25 protein-coding genes are annotated in these 23,824 nt (G+C 63.9%); 12 read left to right on the top strand and 13 right to left on the bottom strand.

Annotated elements, in window-relative coordinates; all coding sequences use genetic code 11:
• The first annotated feature begins 57 nt into the window (after window positions 1-57).
• The 6 genes from EN850_RS15215 (at window position 58) to EN850_RS15240 (ending at window position 5,733) form a co-directional block, all read left to right on the top strand.
• The gene (locus EN850_RS15215) at window positions 58-468 is read left to right on the top strand and encodes a carboxymuconolactone decarboxylase family protein (protein ID WP_136091664.1); all 411 of its coding nucleotides are present in this window, start codon (window positions 58-60) and stop codon (window positions 466-468) included.
• Window positions 469-707: 239 nt separating this feature from the next.
• On the top strand, window positions 708-1,544 hold the full coding sequence (locus tag EN850_RS15220) for a metallophosphoesterase (RefSeq protein ID WP_136091665.1): 837 nt from the start codon (window positions 708-710) through the stop codon (window positions 1,542-1,544).
• The gene (locus EN850_RS15225) at window positions 1,541-2,698 is read left to right on the top strand and encodes an ABC transporter ATP-binding protein (protein ID WP_136091666.1); all 1,158 of its coding nucleotides are present in this window, start codon (window positions 1,541-1,543) and stop codon (window positions 2,696-2,698) included. Before EN850_RS15220 ends, EN850_RS15225 begins: the two co-directional genes overlap by 4 nt.
• Window positions 2,691-3,614, top strand: a complete 924-nt coding sequence (locus tag EN850_RS15230) for a sugar ABC transporter permease (RefSeq protein ID WP_127280742.1) — start codon at window positions 2,691-2,693, stop codon at window positions 3,612-3,614. The genes EN850_RS15225 and EN850_RS15230 overlap by 8 nt, the downstream gene beginning before the upstream one ends.
• Complete coding sequence (locus EN850_RS15235) at window positions 3,611-4,441, top strand: carbohydrate ABC transporter permease (RefSeq protein ID WP_127280743.1); 831 nt, start codon at window positions 3,611-3,613, stop codon at window positions 4,439-4,441. Before EN850_RS15230 ends, EN850_RS15235 begins: the two co-directional genes overlap by 4 nt.
• A 26-nt stretch (window positions 4,442-4,467) precedes the next feature.
• The gene (locus EN850_RS15240) at window positions 4,468-5,733 is read left to right on the top strand and encodes an ABC transporter substrate-binding protein (protein WP_136091667.1); all 1,266 of its coding nucleotides are present in this window, start codon (window positions 4,468-4,470) and stop codon (window positions 5,731-5,733) included.
• Between the two features lie 53 nt (window positions 5,734-5,786).
• Here the strand turns inward: EN850_RS15240 and EN850_RS15245 are convergent, their stop codons facing one another.
• The 11 genes from EN850_RS15245 to EN850_RS15300 form a co-directional block, all read right to left on the bottom strand.
• Window positions 5,787-6,674: an amidohydrolase gene (locus EN850_RS15245; RefSeq protein WP_189521737.1), complete on the bottom strand. Its 888-nt coding sequence runs from the start codon at window positions 6,672-6,674 to the stop codon at window positions 5,787-5,789.
• Window positions 6,674-7,810 carry a VWA domain-containing protein gene (locus tag EN850_RS15250; protein WP_136091668.1) on the bottom strand — a complete coding sequence of 379 codons (1,137 nt, stop codon included), beginning with the start codon at window positions 7,808-7,810 and terminating at the stop codon, window positions 6,674-6,676. The genes EN850_RS15245 and EN850_RS15250 overlap by 1 nt, the downstream gene beginning before the upstream one ends.
• A 234-nt stretch (window positions 7,811-8,044) precedes the next feature.
• Entirely contained in the window at window positions 8,045-8,926 is an 882-nt protein-coding gene (locus EN850_RS15260) for a MoxR family ATPase (protein ID WP_136091669.1), read from the bottom strand.
• Window positions 8,927-8,935: 9 nt separating this feature from the next.
• Window positions 8,936-9,937: a molybdopterin cofactor-binding domain-containing protein gene (locus EN850_RS37725; protein ID WP_136091670.1), complete on the bottom strand. Its 1,002-nt coding sequence runs from the start codon at window positions 9,935-9,937 to the stop codon at window positions 8,936-8,938.
• Window position 9,938: 1 nt separating this feature from the next.
• Window positions 9,939-11,306, bottom strand: coding sequence for a xanthine dehydrogenase family protein molybdopterin-binding subunit (locus tag EN850_RS37730; protein ID WP_136091671.1), 1,368 nt, complete (start codon window positions 11,304-11,306; stop codon window positions 9,939-9,941).
• 11 nt (window positions 11,307-11,317) lie between these two features.
• A complete protein-coding gene (locus EN850_RS15275; protein WP_127278867.1) occupies window positions 11,318-11,800 on the bottom strand; it encodes a (2Fe-2S)-binding protein in 483 nt (160 codons plus the stop codon).
• Between the two features lie 109 nt (window positions 11,801-11,909).
• The gene (locus EN850_RS15280; RefSeq protein ID WP_136091672.1) at window positions 11,910-12,704 is read right to left on the bottom strand and encodes a xanthine dehydrogenase family protein subunit M; all 795 of its coding nucleotides are present in this window, start codon (window positions 12,702-12,704) and stop codon (window positions 11,910-11,912) included.
• An 11-nt stretch (window positions 12,705-12,715) separates the two neighbouring features.
• Window positions 12,716-13,159, bottom strand: a complete 444-nt coding sequence (locus EN850_RS15285; RefSeq protein WP_136091673.1) for an SRPBCC family protein — start codon at window positions 13,157-13,159, stop codon at window positions 12,716-12,718.
• 113 nt (window positions 13,160-13,272) lie between these two features.
• Window positions 13,273-14,100 carry an AraC family transcriptional regulator gene (locus EN850_RS15290; protein ID WP_127278864.1) on the bottom strand — a complete coding sequence of 276 codons (828 nt, stop codon included), beginning with the start codon at window positions 14,098-14,100 and terminating at the stop codon, window positions 13,273-13,275.
• 175 nt (window positions 14,101-14,275) lie between these two features.
• Entirely contained in the window at window positions 14,276-15,274 is a 999-nt protein-coding gene (locus tag EN850_RS15295) for an ABC transporter permease (RefSeq protein WP_127873191.1), read from the bottom strand.
• Between the two features lie 52 nt (window positions 15,275-15,326).
• Complete coding sequence (locus EN850_RS15300; protein WP_127280595.1) at window positions 15,327-16,070, bottom strand: ATP-binding cassette domain-containing protein; 744 nt, start codon at window positions 16,068-16,070, stop codon at window positions 15,327-15,329.
• Window positions 16,071-16,516: 446 nt separating this feature from the next.
• On the opposite strand from EN850_RS15300, the gene EN850_RS15305 reads away from it, so the two are divergent.
• Both EN850_RS15305 and EN850_RS15310 read left to right on the top strand, forming a co-directional pair.
• Complete coding sequence (locus EN850_RS15305; RefSeq protein ID WP_127280594.1) at window positions 16,517-17,506, top strand: sugar-binding protein; 990 nt, start codon at window positions 16,517-16,519, stop codon at window positions 17,504-17,506.
• A 187-nt stretch (window positions 17,507-17,693) separates the two neighbouring features.
• Window positions 17,694-18,476, top strand: a complete 783-nt coding sequence (locus EN850_RS15310) for a FadR/GntR family transcriptional regulator (protein ID WP_135881975.1) — start codon at window positions 17,694-17,696, stop codon at window positions 18,474-18,476.
• An 18-nt stretch (window positions 18,477-18,494) separates the two neighbouring features.
• On the opposite strand, the gene EN850_RS15315 is transcribed toward EN850_RS15310, so the two are convergent.
• Complete coding sequence (locus tag EN850_RS15315; RefSeq protein ID WP_127873189.1) at window positions 18,495-19,433, bottom strand: NAD(P)-dependent oxidoreductase; 939 nt, start codon at window positions 19,431-19,433, stop codon at window positions 18,495-18,497.
• A 120-nt stretch (window positions 19,434-19,553) separates the two neighbouring features.
• On the opposite strand from EN850_RS15315, the gene EN850_RS15320 reads away from it, so the two are divergent.
• The 3 genes from EN850_RS15320 to EN850_RS15330 all read left to right on the top strand — a co-directional run bounded on the left by EN850_RS15320 (window position 19,554) and on the right by EN850_RS15330 (window position 21,929).
• Entirely contained in the window at window positions 19,554-20,450 is an 897-nt protein-coding gene (locus tag EN850_RS15320; protein WP_127279251.1) for an NAD(P)-dependent oxidoreductase, read from the top strand.
• 100 nt (window positions 20,451-20,550) lie between these two features.
• Window positions 20,551-21,327 carry a FadR/GntR family transcriptional regulator gene (locus EN850_RS15325; protein ID WP_127279252.1) on the top strand — a complete coding sequence of 259 codons (777 nt, stop codon included), beginning with the start codon at window positions 20,551-20,553 and terminating at the stop codon, window positions 21,325-21,327.
• Window positions 21,328-21,485: 158 nt separating this feature from the next.
• On the top strand, window positions 21,486-21,929 hold the full coding sequence (locus tag EN850_RS15330; RefSeq protein ID WP_127279253.1) for an SRPBCC family protein: 444 nt from the start codon (window positions 21,486-21,488) through the stop codon (window positions 21,927-21,929).
• A 41-nt stretch (window positions 21,930-21,970) separates the two neighbouring features.
• Here the strand turns inward: EN850_RS15330 and EN850_RS15335 are convergent, their stop codons facing one another.
• Window positions 21,971-22,261 carry a DUF3175 domain-containing protein gene (locus EN850_RS15335; protein ID WP_136091674.1) on the bottom strand — a complete coding sequence of 97 codons (291 nt, stop codon included), beginning with the start codon at window positions 22,259-22,261 and terminating at the stop codon, window positions 21,971-21,973.
• Between the two features lie 177 nt (window positions 22,262-22,438).
• Between EN850_RS15335 and EN850_RS15340 the strand changes: the two genes are divergently transcribed.
• Window positions 22,439-23,668, top strand: a complete 1,230-nt coding sequence (locus EN850_RS15340) for an MFS transporter (protein WP_136091675.1) — start codon at window positions 22,439-22,441, stop codon at window positions 23,666-23,668.
• The last annotated feature ends 156 nt before the right edge of the window (window positions 23,669-23,824 follow it).

Genomic DNA, 23,824 nt, shown 5'->3' on the forward strand with positions numbered 1-23,824 from the left:
GCATTTGCTCGAAACTTGTTTCAACGACCTTATTCATCCAAACGAAAGGACCCGATCATGGCCACCACAAAGCTCCTCAGCGATGCCGAGGTCGAGAAAATCCCGGCGGTGAAGGCGGTGTTCGACGACATCAGGGCGACGCGCAAATCGGATTTCGTCAACAATTTCTGGCGTGGGCTGGCCAATGATCCGTCGGCGCTGAAGCGGATCTGGGAACAGTTGAAGGCGGTGATGGTGGCGGACAGCGCCATCGATCCGCTGACCAAGGAAATGATCTACATCGCGGTGTCGACGGCCAATGGCTGCTCCTACTGCGTCCACTCGCACACGGCGGCGGCGCGCGCCAAGGGCATGACCGACGCGCAGCACGGCGAGTTGGTGTCGATCATCGGGCTCGCCGGCCAGACCAATCATCTGGTTACGGCGATGCAGATTCCAGTCGATCCGCAATTCGAGGTGAAAAGCTAGAGCCATTCCGGGAAACGCGCATAGCGGCTTTCCACCTGAAATTACGCAAAAACAAAGAGTTGGAGCGGTTCGGCAATTCTATAACGCGCTGAACCGCGCCGGCGGCCAGCCGGCCGATCGGCGCGCAGCGCACATTTGTCCCCACGCTGTTAAGGAAGTGACATGTAACGGCACTAAGGAAGCCACACGCGAGGTCGCTCGGTGGTTTTCCGGCAGCCGGCTCTCGCAATGGAGCCGGCATGAAAATCGTCCAGATCACCGATACCCATTTCAGCCCGACCAAGCCGCATTTCAACGGCAATTGGCAGCCGCTCGCCGCCTGGATCGAGCAGAGCGGCGCCGACCTCGTCATCCATACCGGCGATCTCAGCGTCGATGGCGCCGACAAGGATGCCGACATCAGCTTCTGCATGGACCTGATGCGGGAAATCTCAGTCCCGATGCTGCTTGTGCCCGGCAATCACGATGTCGGCCATCTGCCCGGCTCCTTGCAGCCGGTCAATGCGGAACGTCTCGAGCGCTGGCGCCGGCTGGTTGGTCCCGACTATTGGATGGAGGACGCCGGAAACTGGCGGCTCATCGGCCTCGACAGCCTGCTGATGGGCTTTGATGATGCCGAAGAAGAGAACCAGTTCGAATGGCTGCGTGCGGCGCTGGAAAGCCGAGGCGGCCGGCGCGTCGCGCTCTTCGCCCACAAGCCCTTGTTCATCGATGAGCCGGGCGAGGGCGACACCGGTTACTGGAGCATCCGCCCGGCACAGCGGCAGCGTCTCTACGATCTGATCGCCGCCCATGATGTCGCGCTGTTCGCCAGCGGGCACTTGCACCGGGCATGGCAAGGCAAATACCAAAACACTTCGCTGATATGGGGTCCGTCGGCTGCCTTCGTCGTCGGGGACATGGAGCGCGACATGCCGGGCGAGCGGTTGCTCGGCGCCGTCGTGCTTGAGTTCGGCGACACGGTCACCAGCGAGATCGTCGCAATTCCCGGCATGACCGTCCATGTCCTCGATGACGTGGTCGAGGAGGTCTACCCGCACGAGGCGCACAAGGTCCGCAGGAAGGTCGCGTCATGAGCGCGCTCTCGCTTCGCGGCCTGAACAAGGCCTTTGGCGGCAACGCCGTCCTGAACGGCGTCAGCCTCGATGCCGAAGCGGGCGAGTTCATCGCTCTCGTCGGCCCCTCGGGCTGCGGCAAGAGCACCTTGCTGCGCATCCTCGCTGGGCTCGATCATGCCGACAGCGGCGAGATCTTCGTTGGCGGCAAGGACATGTCGGCGGTCGCCGCGGCCGACCGCAACATCGCCATGGTGTTCCAGTCCTACGCGCTCTATCCGCATTTGACGGCCGGCCAGAACATCGCCGTTCCACTGGCCATGAAGCGGCTGAGCCGGACGCAGCGCCTGCCGCTGGTCGGCTCGGCCCTGCCGGGCCAGAAGGAGATCCGGGCCGGGATTTCGCGCGATGTCCGCGAGATGGCGACGGTGCTCAAGATCGACCATCTGCTTGACCGGAAGCCTGGTCAGATGTCGGGTGGGCAACGGCAGCGCGTCGCGCTGGCGCGCGCCATGGTGCGCCATCCCAGCATCTTCCTGATGGACGAACCTCTGTCCAACCTCGACGCCAATCTGCGCGTCCATGCCCGTGGCGAGATCGTCGAACTGCACCGGCGCGCCGGCGTACCGACGCTCTATGTGACGCATGACCAAGCCGAGGCGCTTTCGATGGCCGACCGCGTGGCGGTGATGATCGGCGGCAATCTGCTGCAACTCGCCGCGCCCGAGGCGATCTACAACGATCCCGCTCATATCGAGGTCGCCCGCTTCGTCGGCCAGCCGAGGATCAACATCATCTCGGCGCTCGCCGAGAATGGCCGCGTCGATTTCTCGGGCATCCGGCTTGCCCTGCTGGAGAAAGTGGCGAACGGCCCGGTCAGCCTCGGCATCCGGCCTGAATTCGTCAAGCTGTCGCCCAGCGGCCGGAGCGGGCTTGCCGGACGGATCGAGCGCCTGGAATTCCTCGGGTCGGAAGTCATTGCCCATTGCCGGCTCGACGCTTCCGGCGACGTCGTCATCGCCAAGCTTGCGCCGCATGAGGCGAGGGACCTGATTGCAGGAATGCCGGTGGGTATCCTTCTGTCCCCCGAACAGGCCATGGTCTTCGGGCCGGAGGGACGGCGGCTGCGTACGGCAAGCGCCGCGCCCGCACGCCAGGAGCCGGCCTATGTCTAGCGTCGCGCTGGCGGGCCGCGCTTCGGATGCAGCGGCACTTCATCGGCGCAGCGATGACCGCACCGCCTGGCTGCTGGCAGCTCCGGCGATCGTGCTGTTGCTGCTGTTCGTGCTGCTGCCGGTGGTTGCCGTCATCTTTCTCGGCTTCACCGATTTCGAACTCGGCTACGGCAAATTTCGCCTGGTCGGCTTCGAGAACTACGCGCATCTGATCACCGATCGAACCTTCCGCAAATCATTGTGGAACACATCGGTCTATACGGCGATCGTGGCGCCGGTCTCGATCATGCTCGGCCTCGGCGTCGCCTTGCTGATCGAAGGCGAACCGCGTGCGCGCGGCTTCTTCCGCACCGTCTATTTCCTGCCGGTGGCGTCGCTGATCGTCGCCATGGCGACCGTCTGGCAATACCTCTTCCATCCGACGATCGGGCCGCTCAACGCGCTGCTTTCGCTCGCCGGCATTCCCGGTCCGAACTGGCTCGGTGCCTCAAACACCGTGCTCTACAGCCTGTCGATCATCGGCATCTGGCAGTCGGTGGGCTTCAACATGGTGCTGTTCCTGGCGGGCCTGACGGCTATCCCGCGCGAACTCTATGCCGCCGCACACGTCGACGGCGCGAAATCGGCGCTCGACCGGTTCTTCCTGGTCACCTGGCCGATGCTCGGACCGACGACGCTGTTCGTCGTCACCATCAGCATCACCAATGCGGTGAAGGTTTTCGAGACCGTGAAGATGCTGACCGATGGCGGCCCCAACAAGGCGTCGGAAGTGCTGCTGTTCACCATCTACCAGGAAGGTTTCGTCTATCTGCGTGTCGGCTACGCCTCGGCAATGACCGTCGTCTTCCTGGCGATCCTGGTCGTGCTGATGCTTCTCCAGTATCGCGTGCTCGACCGACGGGTGCACTACACATGACCAGCATCCCGGCCGGCCGCCTCATCCGCTTCGCGCTGCTTTCGCTCGGCGCGCTGATGATCCTTGCCCCCTATATCTTCATGATCTCGACGGCGGGCAAGACGCAGAGCGACATCTTCACCTCGTCGCTGTCGCTCATCCCCGAGCATTTCTACTTCGCCGAGAATTTCGCCAAGGCGTTTGCCAAGGTGCCGATGGCAACGCTGCTGTGGAACGGCGTCATCGTGTGCGGCCTGATCTTCTTCTTTCAGGTGCTGGTCGCCATCCCTTGCGCCTACGCCATGGCCAAGCTGAAATTCCGCGCGGCGCGATTGATGATGGTGCTGGTCATGCTCGGCCTGCTGGTGCCGATCCACGCCACGGCGCTGCCGCTCTATGTCGCCTTCGACCGGATGTCGCTGTTGAACAGCTACACATCGCTGGTGGCGCCTTTCACCATTTCGGTGTTCGCGATCTTCATGTTCCTGCAGTTCTTCCGCGCCATGCCCGACGATCTCATCCACGCGGCGCGGCTCGACGGCATGTCAGAACTCGGCATCGTCGCGCGCGTCATCGTTCCCAACGCCTGGCCGGCCGTCACCGCCTTCGCGATCTTCTCGGTGGTCGCGCACTGGAACGATCTCTACTGGCCGCTGATCGTCGTCAGCAAGCAGGCCTACGCCACGCCGCCGCTCGGCCTGATGTATTTCCGCGCCGCGGAGGCCGGCGACGACTACGGCGCACTGATGGCCGCAACGCTGATCATCACCCTCCCACTCGTCGTCGCCTTCCTGTTCGCACAGAAGCGCTTCGTCGAAGGCATCACCATGACCGGTCTCAAAGGCTGACCGGGTCGAACCAGGAGTACGAGCACATGAAGCAACTTCCCAGGATTCTTGCAGCGGCGGCGGTCTCGCTGACCTTCGCCCTTCCGGCCTATGCCGACACGACGCTGACGGTTCATTATCCGATGCCCGGCTTCTTCAAGAACGTGATGGACACGATCTCGAAGAAGTTCATGGCAGAAAACCCCGACATCAAGATCCAGTTCGCCAGCCCGTCCGCCACCTATGAGGAAGGCATCCAGACCATCCTTCGCCAGGCCGGCACCGACGAGATGCCCGACATCACCTTCATCGGCCTCAATCGCCTGCGCATGCTGAACGAGCGCGACGTTGCCGTCGATCTTGGCCCGCTGGTCAAGAAGGAAGGCAACATGGCGGAACTCGGTTTCTCCGACACGATCCTGAAGCTGGCGCAAGTCAACGACAAGCAGATCGGCCTCGCCTTCGCCACCTCGAACCCGATCATGTATTACAATGCCGACCTGGTGAAGGCCGCCGGCGGCGATCCGGATAACCCGCCCAAGACCTGGGACGAGGTCATCGCGCTCGGCGGCAAGATCAAGGCGCTCGGCAATGGCGTCGACGGCATCGACTTCCGCTGGCAGGGCGACGACTGGATGTTCTCGGCGCTGCTGTTCGGCGCTGGCGGCAAGATGCTGAACGAGGACGAAAGCAAGGTCGCCTTCAATGGGCCGGAAGGCGAGAAGGCCGTCGAGACCCTGGAGCGGATGGTGAAGGAGGGCGGCATGCCGGTCTTCACCAAGCCGGCTGGCGAGCAAGCGTTCGCGGCCGGCAAGGTCGGCTTCGAATTCCAGACCACCGGCGCCCTGGTCAACACCATCAAGAATGTCGGCGACAAGTTCACGCTGCGCACGGCCAAGATCCCGCTGATCGATCCGGTCAACGGCCATCTGCCGACCGGCGGCAACGCCGTGGTCATCCTGACCAAGGACGCGGCCAAGCAGGACGCCGCCTGGAAGTTCGCGAAGTTCGCCGCTGGTCCTTATGGCGCGTCGGTCGTCGTGCCCGGCACGGGCTATGTCCCCAACAACGAACTGGCGGCGAAATCGCCGGAATATCTCGGCGATTTCTACAAGAAGAACCCGCTGTTCCAGGCTGGTCTGAGCCAAATGCCGCTGATGGTTCCGTGGTATGCTTTCCCCGGCACCAACGGTGTGAAGGTGACACAGACCATCGTCGACAATCTGTCGCGGATCGTCGACCAGTCGGCAACGCCCAAGGAGGCGCTCGGCGACGCTGCAAGCGACGTCGAAGGCATGCTGCCCACGCAATAAGGAAGCACGGCGGCTCTTCCTTCTCCCACAAGGGGGGAAGGAAGACCGCTGCGTTAAGCCGGCCGATACACCCGCTCCGCCGTATTCCAGAAGATATCCGCCTCGGCGGCCGGACCGTGCTTCGCCACCGCATCGCGGTGCGCCTTGATCAGTTCGGCGTGGCTGGTCCACAGCTTTTCGATCGGGAAGTTCGAGCCGAACATCAGGTGATCGGTTCCGAGAATGTCGATCGCGTTGTCGACGATATAGGCGATGAGAGCCGGGTCGTTGCGGTGGACGAAAGTGCCGAGACCGGAGAGCTTGGCATAGAAATTGGGCGCAGCCGACAGCGTGCGCAGGCCGGCCTTCCAGGCCTCGGTGGTTTCCGTGTCCATGCCGGTCAGCATGCCGGCATGGGTGAGGATGAATTTGGTTTGCGGATTCTCGCCGACCAGCGCCAGTCCGTCCTTCATCTGGGCGGGGAAGAGCTGCAGGTCGAAGGACAGGTCGTAATCCTTCAGCCGCGCGACATTGGCGCGCACTCTCGGGTCGATCACCTGGTCGGCCGAGGCAGCGAAGCGGAAGGCCGGCGTCTCGTGCCAGTGCAGCTGCATGCGCACGCCGCGCAGCAGCGGATATTTTTTCAAGCGGTCGATCTGCGGCCTGACATCGTCGACCGTCATGTCGGCATAGCCGACGATAGCGTGCGGCCAGCCGGTCTCGTCAGCCGTTTTCTGCAGGAAGGCGACTTCCTTTTCGAAATCCTCCTTGGCCCAGTTGGTCTGGACATAGACCGCTTTTTCTACGCCGGAACCCTGCTGGTCGGCGAGAAACTCCTCGATAGGATAATCGCGGCGGATCGGCTCGTAAGGGCCGAAGATGCGCGGCACCATCGGCCCGACCAGCCAGGGCTGGTCCTGCTGGCGCCAGATGTGGAAATGCGCGTCGATGGCTTTCTGCATCACGATACCCTCTTCCAGATTGCCGCCGCCACGGGCGCGGGGCGGGCAAGCGACAGGATGAAATCGGTCAGACCGGCAAGTGACGAGCCGTCAACCAGATCGTCAAGCACTGGCAGGATGGCGCCGAGCGCGGCGGTCTCCGGCCGGAAGCGAGGGTCGCCGGCCAAAGGGGTCGCCAGCGACAGCCGGAAGGCGCGGGCACTCAGCCGGCGGATGGCCGTTTCCAGTTCGGCATGATCGCCGCGCTCCAGCGCGTCGGACAGGATGACGACGGCCGCACCGCGCGCAAAGGAGGAGAAACGCGGCACGGAGAGGAAGGCAAGCAGCGTCGGCCCCATGCGGGTGCCTCCGTCCCAGTCGTCGACCTGGGCGGCCGCGCGCGCCAGCGCCTGGTCCCGGTCGCGGACGCGCAACGCCGTGGTGATGCGGGTCAGACGCGTGCCGAAGGTGAATATTTCTGCCCGGTCAGCACCCTGCACGGCGGCATGCGCCAGCTTGAGATAGTCCGCTGTGTGCAACTTCATCGAGCCTGAAACGTCGATGAGGATCAGCAGCTTGCGCGGCACGGTCTGGCGGCGGCGCAGCAGCGGCGAGGGGACATCGCCATCGGCGCTGACGATTTCCCTGAGCGAACGGCGCAGGTCGAGCTTGCCGCGTGAATGGGTGCGCACCATGCGGAAGGAGCGGCGGGCGGGGAGCGCGGATGACAGTTGGCGGCGAAAGGCGGTCAGCCTGTCATCGTCGCGCTGGAAGGCGCGGGTGCTCAACTGCTCCAGCGCCGAGGACAGTTCGCCGCCTTCCTGTTGCTGCTCGGCCTCGATCCGTTCGTCGTCGGCGCCGCCATCATCCTTGATGCGGGTCTCGTCGTCGGCGTCGCCTTCGACAACGGCTGATGTGTTGCCGTAAAAATAGCGTTGGAAGTGGGCCTCGAATTCGTCGCGGCGATCCGGCGGCGGCGCCAGCGTGGCAAGGGCCGCCTCGCGGATATCGGCCATCGAGCGGGGGCCAAGCAAGGTTATCGCCTGCATGAAGCCGGAGGCTTGTTCGGGGGCAATGGCGAAACCGTACTGGCGCAGCAGCCGGGCGAAGCCGAGGAAGGGTGCCGAGGCCGGAGGTAGGCTACGGTCGCGCGGCATGGCAGAAATATTCCGACCGTTGCGTTCCTTCGCGCCCCCCTCTGTCCTGCCGGACATCTCCCCCACGAGGGGGGAGATCGGATGTCATCCCGGCTTTCGCCAATCTCCAACGTAGTAGGGTTGAGCGAAGCCCCGAGGTTGCTAATCTCCCCCCTCGTGGGGGAGATGTCCGGCAGGACAGAGGGGGGCGCTGTCCCGCCGACGTTAGAGACAGAGGCTTGTTGACTCCCCGCATCACGCCAGCGCCTCCTTGACGATGCGGCCGAGCTCCGGAGCAATGTAGGACAGGTCTTCCTCGTCCTTGATCAGCACGCCGATGGCGCGGCGGAAGGCTTCCGGCCATGGGCTGCCGCCTTTTTCGAGGATTGTCGAGGCATTGGCCCATTCGACGGCTTCGGCGATGCCGGGTGGCTTGGCGAGCGGCCGGGCGCGGATGGTCTGTACAGCCGCCGCCACGGCGCGAGCAGTGGCCTGCGCCACATCGCCGGCGCGCAGCATGATGATGGCGGCCTCGCGTTCGGCGTCGGGATAGCCGATCCAGTGATAGACGCAGCGGCGGCGCAGCGCTTCGGCGAGTTCGCGGGTGCGGTTCGAGGTCAGCACGACGATCGGCTGTGCCTCGGCACGGATGGTGCCGCGCTCGGGAATGCTGATCTGGAAGTCGGAGAGGAATTCCAGCAGCAGCGCTTCGAATTCATGGTCCGAGCGGTCGATCTCATCGACCAGCAACACGCGCTGCTGCGGCGCCTTCAGCACTTGCAACAGGGGACGGGCGATGAGGAAACGGTCGTCATAGATGTCGATCTCGTGCTCGCCGGCATGACGGATGGCGAGCAACTGGCGCTGATAATTCCATTCGTAGAGCGCGTGCGCGGCGTCGATGCCTTCGTAGCATTGCAGCCGCACCAGATCGCGCCCGAGCAGCGCGGCGATCGCCTTGGCCGCTTCCGTCTTGCCGACGCCCGGCGCGCCTTCGAGCAGCAGCGGCTTGCCGAGCCGGATAGCAAGAAAGATGGCGGTGGCGAGGCTTTCGTCGGCCAGATAGCGCGAGGCGGCGAGATGCTGTGCCACCGCCTCCGGCGAGGTCGCGACAGTCTCGGTGTTCACCTCGGGCATTTTCGGCACTCAGTTCGCTTGCGCCTTCAGCGCCCGCAAAATGCGCTCCGGCGTGATCGGCAGCGTGTCGATGCGCACGCCCACGGCGTCGAAGACGGCATTGGCGACCGCCGGTATTTGCGGGTTGGCGCACATTTCGCCCGGCCCCTTGGCGCCATACGGTCCGTCGCCGGACGGACGCTCCAGAACGATGATTTCGGTCTCGGCGAGGTCGCCGGGACCGGGCATCAAATACTGGTTGAAATCGGTGCCGCCATGGTCGCGGTTGGGATAATAGGGCTCGGTCGCCTCGTAGAGTGCGTGGCTGATGCCCATCCAGGAGCCGCCGACCAGCTGCTGCTCGACCATTTTCGGGTTCAGCGCGCGGCCGATCTCGAAGACGTTCTTCACGGTGAGCACGGTCACTTCGCCGGTCTCATCGTCGACCTCGACTTCAGCGACCGTGCAGGCATGCGCGTAGCAGGTCGACGGCTTCATCGCGCCGGTTTCCTTCTCCGGATAGGAGCGCGGGATCAGGAACATGCCGCGCCCCGATATGGAGCGCCCGCGTTTGAAATGCGCCGACAGCGCGACGTCGAAGATCGAGATCGATTTCTGCGGCGCACCCTTGACCAATATGTTGCCCTGGCCGTCGGTTTCGAGGTCCGAGGCGTTCACTTCCAGCTCTTCGGCGGCCACTTCCAGCATCACCTGACGGGCCTCCATGGCGGCCTGGATCACGGCATTGCCAGCGCGGTGGGTGCCGCGCGAGGCGAAGGTGCCCATGCAGTGCGGGCCGGTGTCGGTGTCGGCGGTGTCGACGACGACGCGGTCGGTCGGCACGCCGATTGTCTCGGCGCAGATCTGCGCCATGATCTGCTTCATGCCCTGGCCGAGATCGACACTGGAAAGCGTCACCATGAAATTGCCGGTCGGGGTCGAATGCACCAGCGCCTGGGTCGGATCGCCGCCGAGATTCATGCCCGTGGGGTAGTTGATCGCGGCGACGCCGCGTCCGCGCCGGATCGCCATCTCAGGCTCCCTTCTTGTAGGAGGACATCGCCATGTATTTCTCCGCCACCGGCCAGTTGGCGGCGCGCGCTGCTTCCTGCATGCACTCGATCAGTGCCGCGCCCTCGGTCGGCTGGCGATGCGCTTTCATGTCGCCGTCACGATAAGCGTTGATGAAGCGGAATTCGAGCGGGTCCATGCCGATCAGCCGGGCCAGCTTGTCCATCTGCACTTCCAGCGCGAAGTCGCCGATGGTGACGCCGAAGCCGCGCATGGCCGACGACGGTGTGCGGTTGGTGTAGACGCAGTAGGTGTCGATCCAGACATTGGGGATGGTGTAGGGACCGGGATAATGGCCCGCGCCCTTCTGCGCGCCATAGGGCGAGTGGCGGGAGTAGGCGCCGGCATCGGTATAGCCTGTGACTTTCCGCGCTACGATGCGGCCGTCCTTCATGACGCCGTCCTTGATGACGATTTTTTCGGCCGCGCGCGGCGAGGAGATCTGCATCTCCTCCTCCCGGCTGTAGATAAAACAGACCGGTCGTCCGGTTAATTTTGCGCCGAGGACGGCGATCGGCTCGACGATGACATCGACCTTGCCGCCAAAGCCGCCGCCGACGGTGCCGCCGACGAAATGCAGCTTCGAGCCCGGCATCTGCAGGATGATCGAAGTGTTGTCGAGGGTGAAGAACATCGCCTGGGTGTTGGTGTAGCAGGTGAAGCGATCATTGCCTTCGGGCGCCACCACGCAGCCGGTGGTCTCGGTCGGCGCGTGCTCGATGGGCGAGGATTGATAGCTTTGCTCCAGCACGTGATCGGCCCCGGCAAACCCCGCCTCGACATCGCCGAAGCGCACCTTGCGGCACTCGCCTCTGTCATACAGGTAATAATTCTGGCCGTGATATTCGTTGACGATGGGCGCGCCGGGCTTCAGCGCTTCCTCCATGTCGAAGACCGCCGGCAGCACTTCGTAGTCGACCTTGACCTTGGCGGCGGCTTCCTGGGCGGCCCGTTCGGTTTCGGCCAGCACCGCCACCACGGCCTCGCCCTTCCAGCGCACCTTGCCGTCGGCCAGCACCGTCTCATCCTCGGGTCCGATCTGGATCAGGATCAGGATGGTGTAGACATTGTGCGGCACGTCCTTGGCCGTCAGCACCTTGACGACGCCCGGATGCATCTCTGCCTCGGAGGTGTCGATCGAGCGGATGCGGGCATGGTGGTGCGGGCTGCGCACCATCTTCAGATGCAGCATGCCGGGGAAGTTACGGTCGGCGAAGAAGGTGGTCTTGCCGGTGACATGGCCGGGCGAATCCGAGCGTGGCCGGGCCTGGCCGATCTCGTGCAGATCGTCCTTGCGGACATCGGCGAAGTAGCTCTTGCGCAGTTCCATTCTTTTGGTCCTCAGGCCGCGTTCTGCGAGTTGGCGCGGGCGGCGGTGAGCACCGCCTGGATGATCGGCTCGTAACCGGTGCAACGGCAGATGTTCCCGGACAGCGCTTCGACGACCTCGTCGCGGCTGGGGTTGGGCGTGTGGTCGAGCAGCACCTTGGCGGCCATGATCATGCCCGGCGTGCAGAAGCCGCATTGGCTGGCGAAAGTGTCGAGGAAGGCGCGCTGCAGCGGGTGCAACACGCCGCCTTCGGCAAGGCCCGATGTGGTGGTGATCGTTGCGCCGTTGCAGGTTTCGGCCAGCGTCAGGCAGGAGAGCCTCAACTCGCCGTCGACGATGACGGAGCAGGCGCCGCACGTGCCCTGGTGGCAGCCGCCCTTTGGCGAGGTGTCGCCGATCTTGTCGCGCAACGCATTGAGCAGCGTCGTGCCGCTGTCGACGAATTCGGCCTTTTCAGAGCCATTGAGCGTGAATTGAACCGGGACCTTTGCCATTCTTCCTCCTTGCGCGCCTGCCCCGCAGGGCAAGCGCGCGCCCCCCGACGTGTTCATTTTTGTGCTTGTCGTTCTCCCAGAACCGCTTCACACTTTTGGGCGACAGGCATCAGCCGAGCAGCAGCCGGCCGAGATGGACCGGCAGCACTTCGGCGCGGTACCAGGCGCTGGCGATGGGATCGGTGATCGGCGCGGCGCCTTCGGTGCAGGCGGCCAGCGCTGCCGCGATGCCGTCTTGATCAAGCGTTTTTCCCAGCAGTGCGTTTTCCGCCGCCTTGGCGCGCACCGGCCGATCGGCCATGCAGCCGAGCGCGATCCGCGCCGAGGAGACGGTCCCGTTTCCAGCCTGTTCCAGAACGATCGCAATGCTCAGCACCGAGACCCCCTTGGGCTTGACCCGAGACACTTTGAGGAAGCGGAAACTGCCGGCCCTCGGAAGCATGAAACTGACCGACGTGACGATGGCGCGGCTGTTGTCCCGCCCGGCCAGGAAGGTTTCGATGGGCGTGTCGCCGTCATCGGTGCCGACCGTTGCGTCGAGCGCCAGCAGGGCTACGGCAAAATCACCATAGGGCGACGGCGCGAACAGATTGCCGCCTACAGTCGCCATGTTGCGGATCGCCGGACCGCCGACGGCGCGCGCGGCCTTGGCAAGGGTACCGAGATCCGGGTGGCGGGCGATCTCCGCCATGGTCACCGAGGCGCCGATGCGGACCTTGCCGCCGCTGACCTCGATGGCCGACAGGGCCGGTTCGGTCGACCTGACAAGCCCGGAGACCGAGACGTCGCCTTCATTGGCCGCGCGGACCACGAGTGTGCCGCCGCCGAGATAGCGCGTGCCGGCGGATTTCAGCGCGGCGTTCGCGTCCTTTACCGTTGCAAAAGTCTGCAGCGCCAGCGCCATGGTCCGCTCCTTCAGCTCTGGCCGGCGAAATGGCTCTTCAGGGCATTGAAGCCGCCCTGGAAGACATTGGCGCCCATGCCCTCGGCCAGCTTGTCCGCATCCTCGGGGGCGGCGTCGAAGCTGGCGGTCCATTCGGCATAGGTGCGGTCGCCGTCGGTGACGCGCCTGAGCTGCAGCGTCGCCTTGTGGTTGGTGAGCGGCTGCGGCGTCTCCAGGATGGAATAGCTGACGAGGAAATCGTCATCGGAAAAGTCGAGCAGTTTTTCGCGCAGGCGGGCACCGCTGGCGAGCTGGAAGTTGCGTACGCAGCCGATCGTGGTCGCATCCTTGCCGTCCTCGATATGGCTCTCGACCATGCGCGGGTGCCAGCCCGGCAGCCCGTTGAAGTCGCGTATGCGCGCCCAGACCTTTTCGACCGGCGCGTCGATGACGCTGGAGATGGTGACTTTGGGCATATGGTGTTCCCTTGCGGAGTTCGTTGCGGCAAGGGTAGGGCGCTGGAGCGGGCAGCGCTTATCAATGCGTCTTGAGCGCGTATCAACCAGTCTGAAAAACAGATGGCGCCGACTCAGGCCGTGGCCCGCGCGGCCTCGCGGTAGAGCGTCGGCGGCACCCCGACATGGTCGCGGAAGAAGCGCGAGAAATTGCCCTGCGTGGTGAAGCCAAGATTGCAGGCGACCGAGATCAGCGGCTCCTGCGACCATTGCAGCTGCCGCACCGCTTCCTCCATTCGCAGCGTGTTCCAGTAGACGTTTGGCGTCAGATTGGTCTGTTCCTTGAACAAGGCGAAGAAATGCGGCCGCGACAGGCCGACGCTGCGGGCTACATCGTCGAAGGAGATGCGCTCGCAGACATTGGCCTTCATCAGCTGGATCGCCTTGCGGACGCGGAAATCCTGCATGGTGCTGATGCGGCCGCGCGCTTCCTGCGGCGCCGAGGCGTCGGCGGCATCGAGCACCGAGTCGATGAAGCGCTCGATCTCGTAGTTGGCGACGTCGTCGACGCTTTCATTGTCGGTGAGATGATCGAGCAGGCTGGCGGCGGCCTGGTGCAGCCACGGCTCGAGCGCGATCGCCGCCTGTGAGAACAGCGGCGCGCTGGACGGCAGGTCGCGGCGCCGGCGCGCCCAGTCCGGGTCGATGTAGAAGGCCAGGAACAGGCCCGGCCGTCCGTCCTGGGACAGGACGTGGCTATGCGGCTGGAGCGAGTTGATGCCGGCGGCGGTACCCGGGCCGAGGCGGACCGTCTCACGGCCGATGGTCATCTCGCCGGCGGTGCCTTCGAGCCAGATGATCAGATGCGCCTCGACATGGGCATGGGTGACGAAGTCGCTCGCGACATTCAGGACAGAAACATGTCCGAACCGGCCCCAGTAGAGCCTGATCGCTTCCGTCATGGGTATATCCTCCCGCAGGCGACTGGCCTCCCTTCGCCTGCAGGGGGATTGTGCGGCCGGTTTTCGGTATCCGTCAAGGCATCGGTTGTTGGCCGGAACCAATGGCGGTCGGCTTCAGCCGATTTTCAGACTGAGCGATAGGAACCAGAACGAATAGCGCTTCGACGACGTGCTCTCAGTCGCTGCGCCTGAAATTGCGGATGCGGTCGAACAGAACCGCCAGCAGGATGGCGCCGCCGATGAAGGTGCCTTGCCAGAAGGCGTTGATGCCAAGCAGGCCAAGGCTGTTTCGGATCACCTCGATGAGGGCAGCACCGACAATGGCGCCGAAGGCGGTGCCGACGCCGCCGGCCAGATTGGCGCCGCCGATGACGGTGGCGGCGATCACTTGCAGTTCCATGCCGTTGCCGAGATTGGTGGTGACGGCGCCGAGCCACCCGGTCTCGATGATGCCGGCAATGCCGGCTGACAGCGCCGAGATCATGTAGACGGCGACCTTGATCTGCTTGACCGGTACGCCGGTCAGCGTCGCCGCGTGCTCGTTGCCGCCAATGGCGAAGATATGGCGGCCGAACTTCGTCCAGCGCAGGATGAAGCCGGTGATCAGCGCCAGGATGATCATGTAGAGCACCGGATTGGCGATGCCGAACACCCAGGCGCCGCCGCCGAGCGCCAGCAGCTTGTTGTGGTCCGGCCCGAACTGGAAGACGACGGTGTTGTTTGAGGCGACCATGGCAAGGCTACGGGCGATCGACAGCATGCCGAGCGTCACCACGAAGGGCGGAAAGCCCAGGTAGGCGATAAAAATGCCATTGAAGGCGCCGATGACGAGCGCGGTGGCGATAGTGGCCAGAATGCCGATCTCTATCGAATAACCGGCATGCATGGTGACCGCCAGCACCATCGAGCACAGGCACAGCACCGAACCGACAGACAGGTCGATGCCGCCGGTGATGATGACGAAGGTCATGCCGAGCGCGACGATGGCGACGAAGGTGATGTTGCGGGTGATGTTGTAGAGGTTCTTGGAGGTGGCGAATGCGTCGGTGGCGAAGGACAGGAAAATACAGGCCAGGATGACGGCGATCACCACCCAGAAAGTCTGGCTGGAGAACAGGCGCGACAGGAAGGTGTGCTGCTTCTGCGCGATCGTCTGGTCAAGGGTGACTGCCATTATCGACCTTTCCTGCGCTGCCGATGCGCGGTGAAATCCGGGTTCGCCATTCTCATGCCACCTGCTCGATGGCGCCGGTGATCAGCCCGGTGACTTCCTCGGGCGAACTCGACGCGATCGCCTTGTCGGCGACCTTCCTGCCGCGCCGCATGACGATGACGCGGTCGGCGACGTCGAAGACGTCGGGCATGCGGTGGCTGATCAGCACGACAGCGATGCCCTGGTCGCGCAGATGACGGATGAGGTTCAGCACTTCGGCGACCTGCCGCACCGAGATCGCCGCCGTCGGCTCGTCCATCAGCACGATCTTGGCCTGAGACAGCATGGTGCGGGCGATCGCCACCGCCTGGCGCTGGCCGCCCGACATCTGCTTGACGAGGTCGCGCGGGCGGGTCTCGGATTTCAGTTCGGCGAAGATCTGGCCGGCGCGCTTGTACATGGCGGCGTAGTCGAGGATGCGGAACGGGCCGACGCCGCGGCGCAATTCGCGGCCGAGATAGACATTGGCCGCCGCAGTCAGATTGTTGCAGAGCGCCAGGTCCTGGTGAACGATCTCGATGCCGTGCTGGCGCGCCTCGACCGGCTTATGCAGGATCAGCTCCTTGTCATCCATCCGCATCGTGCCATGGCTCGGCCGGAAATTGCCGGCTATCATCTTGACCAGCGTCGATTTGCCGGCGCCATTGTCTCCCATCAGGCCCACAACCTGTCCGGGCTCGATCGACAGCGACACGTCGTTGACCGCCTGGATGGCGCCGAAATGCTTCGAGATGTTGGTGAGTTCGAGAACCGCCACCAGTCTTTGCCTCCCATATCAGGCCCATCCGCCCGCGGACAGGCGACGGCATCCATTCGCCTTCCCAACTCCTCCCGGGACAGCGATGCCGTCATTTACGCGAATGGCGTCGCGGGCGTCAATTGTCGACGGGCAATTGTCAGACGAATAGTGGCGCGCTGTTTTTGAAAAATCAGTTTTGTAGGACAAATAGCAATTGACGTTGGCGGCAAGCCGTTATTAGTTGAGCGTCGGAGGAAGACATGCCGGCCTTGACGACGCCATCGGCGGCGCCACCGTTCGGAAGGTTTTGGCGATCGTGCGGCGTCATCGCTGAACTGGTCGCATCTGAAAATGCTTATCGGCCTGGCCGGATTGAATGAGCGCACGCGTCTCAGTCATCTCGCATCCTGGCTGGTTTGTGTGGCGGGCACGCCGTGTCCGTCTGTTTCCAAGGGAGGACTGACATGAGGAAAACAGTATTGCTCGCCGCCGTCGCCGCCATGGCGCTGGGCGCCGGGCCGGCTTTGGCCAAGAAGCAGCTCGTCATCGTGGTGAAAGGTCTCGACAATCCGTTCTTCGAAGCCATCCACCAGGGCTGCGAGAAGTGGAACAAGGAAAACGCCAGCTCGGAATATGAATGCTTCTACACCGGCCCGGCATCGACTTCCGACGAGGCCGGCGAGGCGCAGATCGTGCAGGATATGCTGAGCAAGGCCGACACGGTGGCGATGGCGATCTCGCCGTCCAACGCGCCGCTGATCGCGCAGACGATCAAGAGCGCCAATCCGTCGATTCCGATCATGACCGTCGACGCCGACCTCGCCAAGGAAGACGCGGCGCTGCGCAAGACCTATCTCGGCACCGACAACTATCTGATGGGCAAGAAGATCGGCGAGTACATCAAGAAGGCCAAGCCGAACGGCGGCACGATCTGCACCATCGAGGGCAATCCGGCGGCCGACAACATCCTGCGCCGCGCGCAAGGCATGCGCGACGCGCTGACGGGCAAGGAGGGCCTCGCGGCCCTTGCCGGCGAAGGCGGCTGGACGGAAGTCGCCGGCTGCCCGGTGTTCACCAATGACGACGGCGCCAAGGGCGTTCAGGCGATGACCGACATCCTCGCCGCAAATCCCAAGCTCGACGCGTTCGGCATCATGGGCGGCTGGCCGCTGTTCGGCGCGCCGCAGCCCTATCGCGACCTGGTCGGACCGCTGAAGGACCGGCTGGCCAAGAACGACTTCGTCATCGGCGCCGCCGACACGATCGGCGACGAGGTGGCGATCGCCAGGGACGGCCTTGTCACCGCGCTGGTCGGCCAGCGGCCCTTCGAAATGGGCTACAAGGCGCCATCGGTGATGATCGACCTGGTCACGGGCAAGAAGGTTGACGATCCGGTGTTCACCGGTCTCGACGAATGCACCAAGGACACGGTCGACACCTGCATCCAGAAGTAGGGTTTCGATCAGGGGCGCCCGCCAAGCGGGCGCCCCTCCACCTCGTCGGATGATTGGCGCAGACGCTTCAGGGGCCAGCGGCTCCGGCTTTGTCGCGCCCATGGTTTGGTTTTTCGGCAACGGGATCGGCGCGCCGCGCGGCTCCGGATCAATCCGGGCGACAGACGGCCGACCTATTGGAACGTGGATGCCGGACGAAAAGGCAAAGAAACAGGCTGGTCGGGCGAAGGCGCAAGCCAACCGCGATACGACGGTCGTCCGCAGGGCGGATGCGGCGCACTTTCCCGGATCCAGCGTTCATGCATCGCTCGCCAGCGAGATCGGGCTCAGAATCGTGCGCGGCGACTATCCGCCCGGCAGCATCCTGCCAAATGAGGCCAAATGGGCCGAAACCTTCAATGTCAGCCGTTCGGCGGTGCGCGAGGCGATCAAGATGCTGATGGCCAAGAGCCTTCTGGCATCGCGTCCCAAGATCGGCAGCTGGGTCGAGCCGAAGGAGCGCTGGAACCTGCTCGACCGCGACGTGCTGGCCTGGTACGCGACCGCACCGGATCGCGAGGCGTTCCTGCGCACCGTGCAGGAGTTCCGTCACATCATCGAACCGGAGGCCTCCGCCTTTGCCGCGATGCGGCGCAGCGACGAGGAGATGGCCGAGATCAGCCTGGCGTGCCGCGAGATGGGGGAGGCGGCCAACCTGGCCGAGCGCATCCGTGCCGATACGCGCTTCCACCTCGCCATCCTGCGGGCGTCGGGCAACGACCTGCTGGTGCCGCTCGGCGTGCTGATCGAATCGGCGCTCGACCATCTCTTCGCTTTCACCACGCGCCAGGTCGGCGATCAGCGGCGGGCGCAGAATCTGCACGAGGCGATCGAGAAGAGCATCCGCCTGCAGCGGCCGGCAGCCGCCCGCAACGCCGTGCACAAGCTGCTCGCCGACACCGATGAGGGGATCGGAAGGGGCCGGCGGTAAGGCCAGCCGTCCGGGGCCTCAGATCGTCTGCTTCTTGCCATCCTTCATCGGCATCAGGTCGATACCATTCACCTTGGCGATATGGGTCGCCAGCATCGGCACGAACTGCTCGGCCGGCCCGGTGGCATGGGCGCCGGCGAAGGAATTCTTGGTGGCGTTGCCGAGCGGGTTGGCGATGCCCGCCGCGCCCGCCATCGATTCCAGATAGGTCAGGTCCTTGAAGGCATTGGCGATGGTGAATTTGTGGGCGTCGCGGTCGCCTTCCAGCGTCCAGCGCATGAAGGTCTGGTAGAAGCCGCAATCCATGCGGCCGTTGCGGATGACGCTGTCGAAACGCGGCGGCGAGATGCCGACCTTCTCGGCCAGCGCCAATGCCTCGGAATAGATGGCGGCGTAACCGAGCGAGATGAAATTGTTGAGCAGCTTCATGCGATGGCCGTCGCCGGTGTCGCCGATATGGACGATGCGGCCAGCCCAGGTGTCGATCACCGGCTTGACCCTGGCGAAGACGGCGTCGGGCGCGCCGACCATGGCGTCGAGCGTGCCTTCCCACGCTTCCTTCGGCGTGCGGCTTAGCGGCGCGTCGACATAGTCGACGCCGAGCGCCTTGAGTTCGGCCGCGAGCGCCACCGTCGAGACCGGATCCGAGGTCGAGCAGTCGACGACGACCGACCCCTTCTTCAAACCCTCCTTGAGGCCGCCGGGACCGCGAATGATGGCCTCCACCTCGCGCGAGCCGGTGACGCAGATGAAGACGATATCGGATGCGGCCGCCACGTCTCGGGAGGTCGATGCCTCACGAGCGCCCCGGCCGAGAAGATCCTCCGCCGGCTTGCGGTTCTTGCGGCCGAGAAAGGTCAGGGAATAGCCCTTGTCGACGATGTTCTTGGCGATGCCGTGACCCATCAGGCCAAGGCCGACAAAGCCGATTGTCTCGCTGGTGGCGGTGGTGTTCATGCTGTCTGTCCTGTCCTGTGATTATCGATAATGTTGCCGCTGTTTTAGCCATAGACGGTTGCAGAAAGCAATATTGTCTGACAATAGACGTAAATCCCAGGACTTTCGTGGAGACCAGAAATGACCAAGCGGATCATGTTCACCGGCGGCAGCGGCAAGGCTGGACGCCACGTCGTGCAATATCTGGTGGAGCAGGGCTGCCAGGTGCTCAACATCGACACCAAACCGCTCGACAATCCCAAGGTGCGCACGCTGATCACCGACATCACCGACAGCGGCCAGGTGTTCAACGCGCTGTCGAGCTATATGGGGCTGCACGAATTCGATCCGTCGCTGCGGCCGCAGCCCGTCGACGCCGTGGTGCATTTCGCCGCCATCCCACGCATCATGATCACACCCGACAACGAGGTGTTCCGCATCAACGCGATGGGCACCTACAACGTCATCGAGGCCGCGGTGAAGCTCGGCATCCGCAAGGTGATCATCGCTTCCAGCGAGACGACCTACGGCCTGGTGTTCGCCAACGAGCCGCGCGACCCCACGCATTTCCCGCTCGACGAGGAGTATGACGTCGATCCGATGGACAGCTATGCGCTGTCCAAGATCGTCAACGAGAAGACGGCGCGCGCCTTCGCGCAGCGCAATGGCACGGACATCTATGCCTTGCGCATCGGCAACGTCATCGAGCCGCATGAGTATTCGCTGTTTCCGAAATGGTTCGCCGATCCGGGCTTCCGCAAACGTATCGCCTGGAGCTATATCGACGCGCGCGACCTTGGCCAGATCACGCTGCGCGCCATCGAGAAGGATGGGCTGGGCTACCAGGTATTCAACGCCGCCAATGACGACACCTCGTCCGATCTGCCGACCGCCGAACTCCTGAAGCGGTTCTATCCCGGCGTGCCGGTCAAGGGCGAACTCGGCGAATACGAGACGCTGCTATCGAACCGCAAGGCGCGCAACATGCTCGGCTTCCGGCCGGAGCATAGCTGGCGCAAATACGTCAAGACCGCCTGAGCGAGGTCGAATCGCGCTGGGTTGTGCATAGAAGCCGGCTTTGCCGCCCAATGGCCGCACCGCGCTTGACAGCTTCCCTAAACCGGCCTTTCTGGAATTCATGCGGGACGCGAGGCCGAACAAGGAAAAATCGCCCAAAAAGGCTGTAGCCGCCGAACGCCCGGCCGGTGTTCGCCGGCCCGACGCGGCGCGCATTCCCGGCTCCAGCGTACACACGTCGCTGGCCAGCGAGATCGGGCTCAGGATCGTGCGCGGCGACTATCCGCCCGGCACCATCCTGCCCAATGAAGCCAAGTGGTCGGAGACCTTCAGCGTCAGCCGGTCGGCGGTGCGCGAGGCGATCAAGATGCTGATGGCCAAGAGCCTCCTGGCATCGCGCCCCAAGATCGGCAGTTGGGTCGAACCGAAAGAACGCTGGAACCTGCTCGACCGCGATGTGCTCGCCTGGTACGCGACGTCGCCCGACCGCGAGGTGTTCCTGAGGACGGTGCAGGAATTCCGCCACATCATCGAGCCGGAAGCGACCGCCTTTGCCGCCATGCGGCGGACCGACGAGCAGATGGCCGAGATCAGCCAGGCTTGCCGGGAGATGGGCGAGGCGAAAAGTCTGCAGGAACGGACCCGCGCCGACACCCGCTTCCACCTCGCAATCCTGCGTGCCTCCGGCAATGACCTGCTGGTCCCGCTCGGTGTGCTGATCGAATCCGCCTTCGATCACCTGTTTGCCTACACGACCCGCGAACTCGACGATTTGCAGCTCGCCCAGAAGATGCACGAGGCAATCGAAAAGAATATTCGCCTGCAGCGGCCGGATGCGGCGCGCAATGCCGTGCGCAAGCTGCTGGCCAATACCGATAACGTCATCCGTTCGCGATAGGTTTCCGCGAGACCGCCGTTGGGCGTAGGTGTTTCCGTCTTGCCGGATCGAAGCAATTTCGGAGCCGCCACCGTCAAAAAACTCAAAAGCCTGTGTCGGATCGGCCGTGTGATAACCGTCCTTGGGGTATCGAACAGAGACCACGAAGGAGTATCGACATGCCCAGCACCGTTCGTCTGCATCGCGTTCTGACCACCAGCCCGGAGAAGGTCTACCGTGCGTTCCTCGAGGCCGATGCGCTTGCCAAATGGCTTCCGCCGAACGGCTTCACCTGCACGGTCCATCACTTCGAGGGCAAGGTCGGCGGCACGTTCAAGATGTCGTTCCGCAACTTCACCACTGGCGACAGCCACTCATTTGGCGGTGAGTATGTCGAGCTCGTCGCGGGCGAACTCCTGCGCTACACCGACAGGTTCGACGATCCCAACTTGCCCGGCGAGATCGAGGTGACCGTGACGTTGAAGAAAGTGTCCGTGGGCACCGAAGTGAACATCACCCAGGCCGGTATCCCGGATGTCATTCCGGCGGAAGCTTGCTATCTCGGCTGGCAGGAATCGCTGCGGAACCTGGCCAGGCTCGTCGAACCCGAAATCAAGCAATAGGACGCCCTAATCAGTCAGGAGCCATTGGCGGGCGAAGGCGGCTAGTCCTCCTTTGGCCGCCCGAATGCGGTGCGCAGTTCATCCTTGGCGTCCTCGAGGACCTTCTTGCGCGCCGCGGGCAGGTTCTTGCCGGCCCTGTTGATGTAGAAATTCAGCATCGACATGGCGGATTGGAAGGGCTCGGCCTTGCGACGGTGGCTGTGTTCGGCCGACCGCTTGAGCGAGGCGGCGATCTTCCTGGCGTCGTCGGATTCGAAGACATGCCGCTCGAGATCCATCGCATCGCTGTGCTCGGTTACCTCGGCCGACCATTTCTGCTTGGTGGCGGTCATGGCTGGACTCCTTTGCGGGGTTGCTGATCGGAAACTCCACACATGGATGTCGGTTCCCACCTGCCTTTCCGCTCTGGAGCCACGGATTTGCCTGTCGTGGCGCTGCTATGGACGGGGAATGCGCGGATAGTGGCGACAACGGCGACCGGTTTTCGAGACCGCCGACAGGAAACGCCTTTGACCCGAACCGACTTGAGCCGGCCCAGTCCCGGTATCGACAGTTCCTACGCCTGGATGCGGCTGGCCATCTCGATGCTGCTGGCGACAATCGGCGCGGTCGGCATGTGGGCCGTTGTCGTGGTGCTGCCGGCGGTACAGGCCGAGTTCGGCGTCGACCGCGCCGCGGCATCCATGCCCTACACCGCGACCATGGTCGGCTTTGCCGCCGGCAATGTGCTGGTCGGCCGCGCCATCGACCGCATGGGTTACTGGATTCCGGCGCTGTTCTCCTCGATCGCGCTCTCCGCCGGCCTCCTGCTCGCGGCGCTGTCGACCTCGATCCTGCAATTCACCCTTGCCCAAGGGGTGCTGATCGGTCTCGGCACATCGGTGATCTTCGGACCGTTGATCGCCGATATCTCGCACTGGTTCAATCGTCGCCGCGGCGTCGCCGTCACGGCGGCGGCGGCCGGCAATTACCTCGCCGGAGCGATCTGGCCCACCATCATGCCGACGCTGATCAAGGCGGAAGGCTGGCGCTTCACCTATGCGGCAATCGGCGTCTTCTGCCTGGTCACCATGGTGCCGCTGGTGTTGTTGCTGCGGCGCGGCGCGCCGGAAGCGGCTGCCGCCGGCTCGCCCGGAAGCCGGTCGGTGCAGCCGATTCCTATATCGCCGGGGGCCATGCAGGCGCTGCTGGTGGTCGCCGGCTTGGGTTGCTGCGTGGCGATGTCGATGCCCCAGGTTCACATCGTCGCCTATTGCATGGATCTTGGCTACGGCATGGCGCATGGCGCCGACATGCTGTCCATCATGATGGCGGCGGGCGTCGTCAGCCGGCTTGCCTCGGGCTTCGTCGCCGACCGCATCGGCGGCGTCAAAACCCTGCTCATCGGCTCGGTGCTGCAATGCCTGTCATTGCTGTTCTATATCCCGTTCGACGGGCTCGCCTCGCTCTATGTCGTGTCGCTGGTCTTCGGACTGTCACAGGGCGGCATCGTGCCTTGCTACGCGATCATCGTGCGCGAATACCTGCCAGCCAAGGAGGCCGGCCAGCGCATCGGCATCGTCATGATGGCGACGATTTTCGGCATGGCTATCGGCGGCTGGATGTCGGGCTGGATCTACGACCTGACCGGCTCGTACGCCGCCGCGTTCCTGAACGGCATCGCCTGGAACCTTTTGAACATACTGGCGATCGGCCTGTTCATGTGGAAGGCGAGGCACAGGGCCGCCTTAGCCGCCTGAGGAAGGCCAGGCACAGCCACTCAGTGGCTCGGCTTGACAACAGCCAGTCCCTGCGCGACGCCAGGGGCCGATGGGTGCGGCAACAGGCCGGTGAGATGGCGACAGCTGGAAATATCGCATTGCGGGCGCGCTTCGATGGCCATGCGCATGGGCCAA

This window comes from Mesorhizobium sp. M8A.F.Ca.ET.207.01.1.1, assembly GCF_004794715.1.
In the GTDB taxonomy this organism is placed as follows: domain Bacteria; phylum Pseudomonadota; class Alphaproteobacteria; order Rhizobiales; family Rhizobiaceae; genus Mesorhizobium.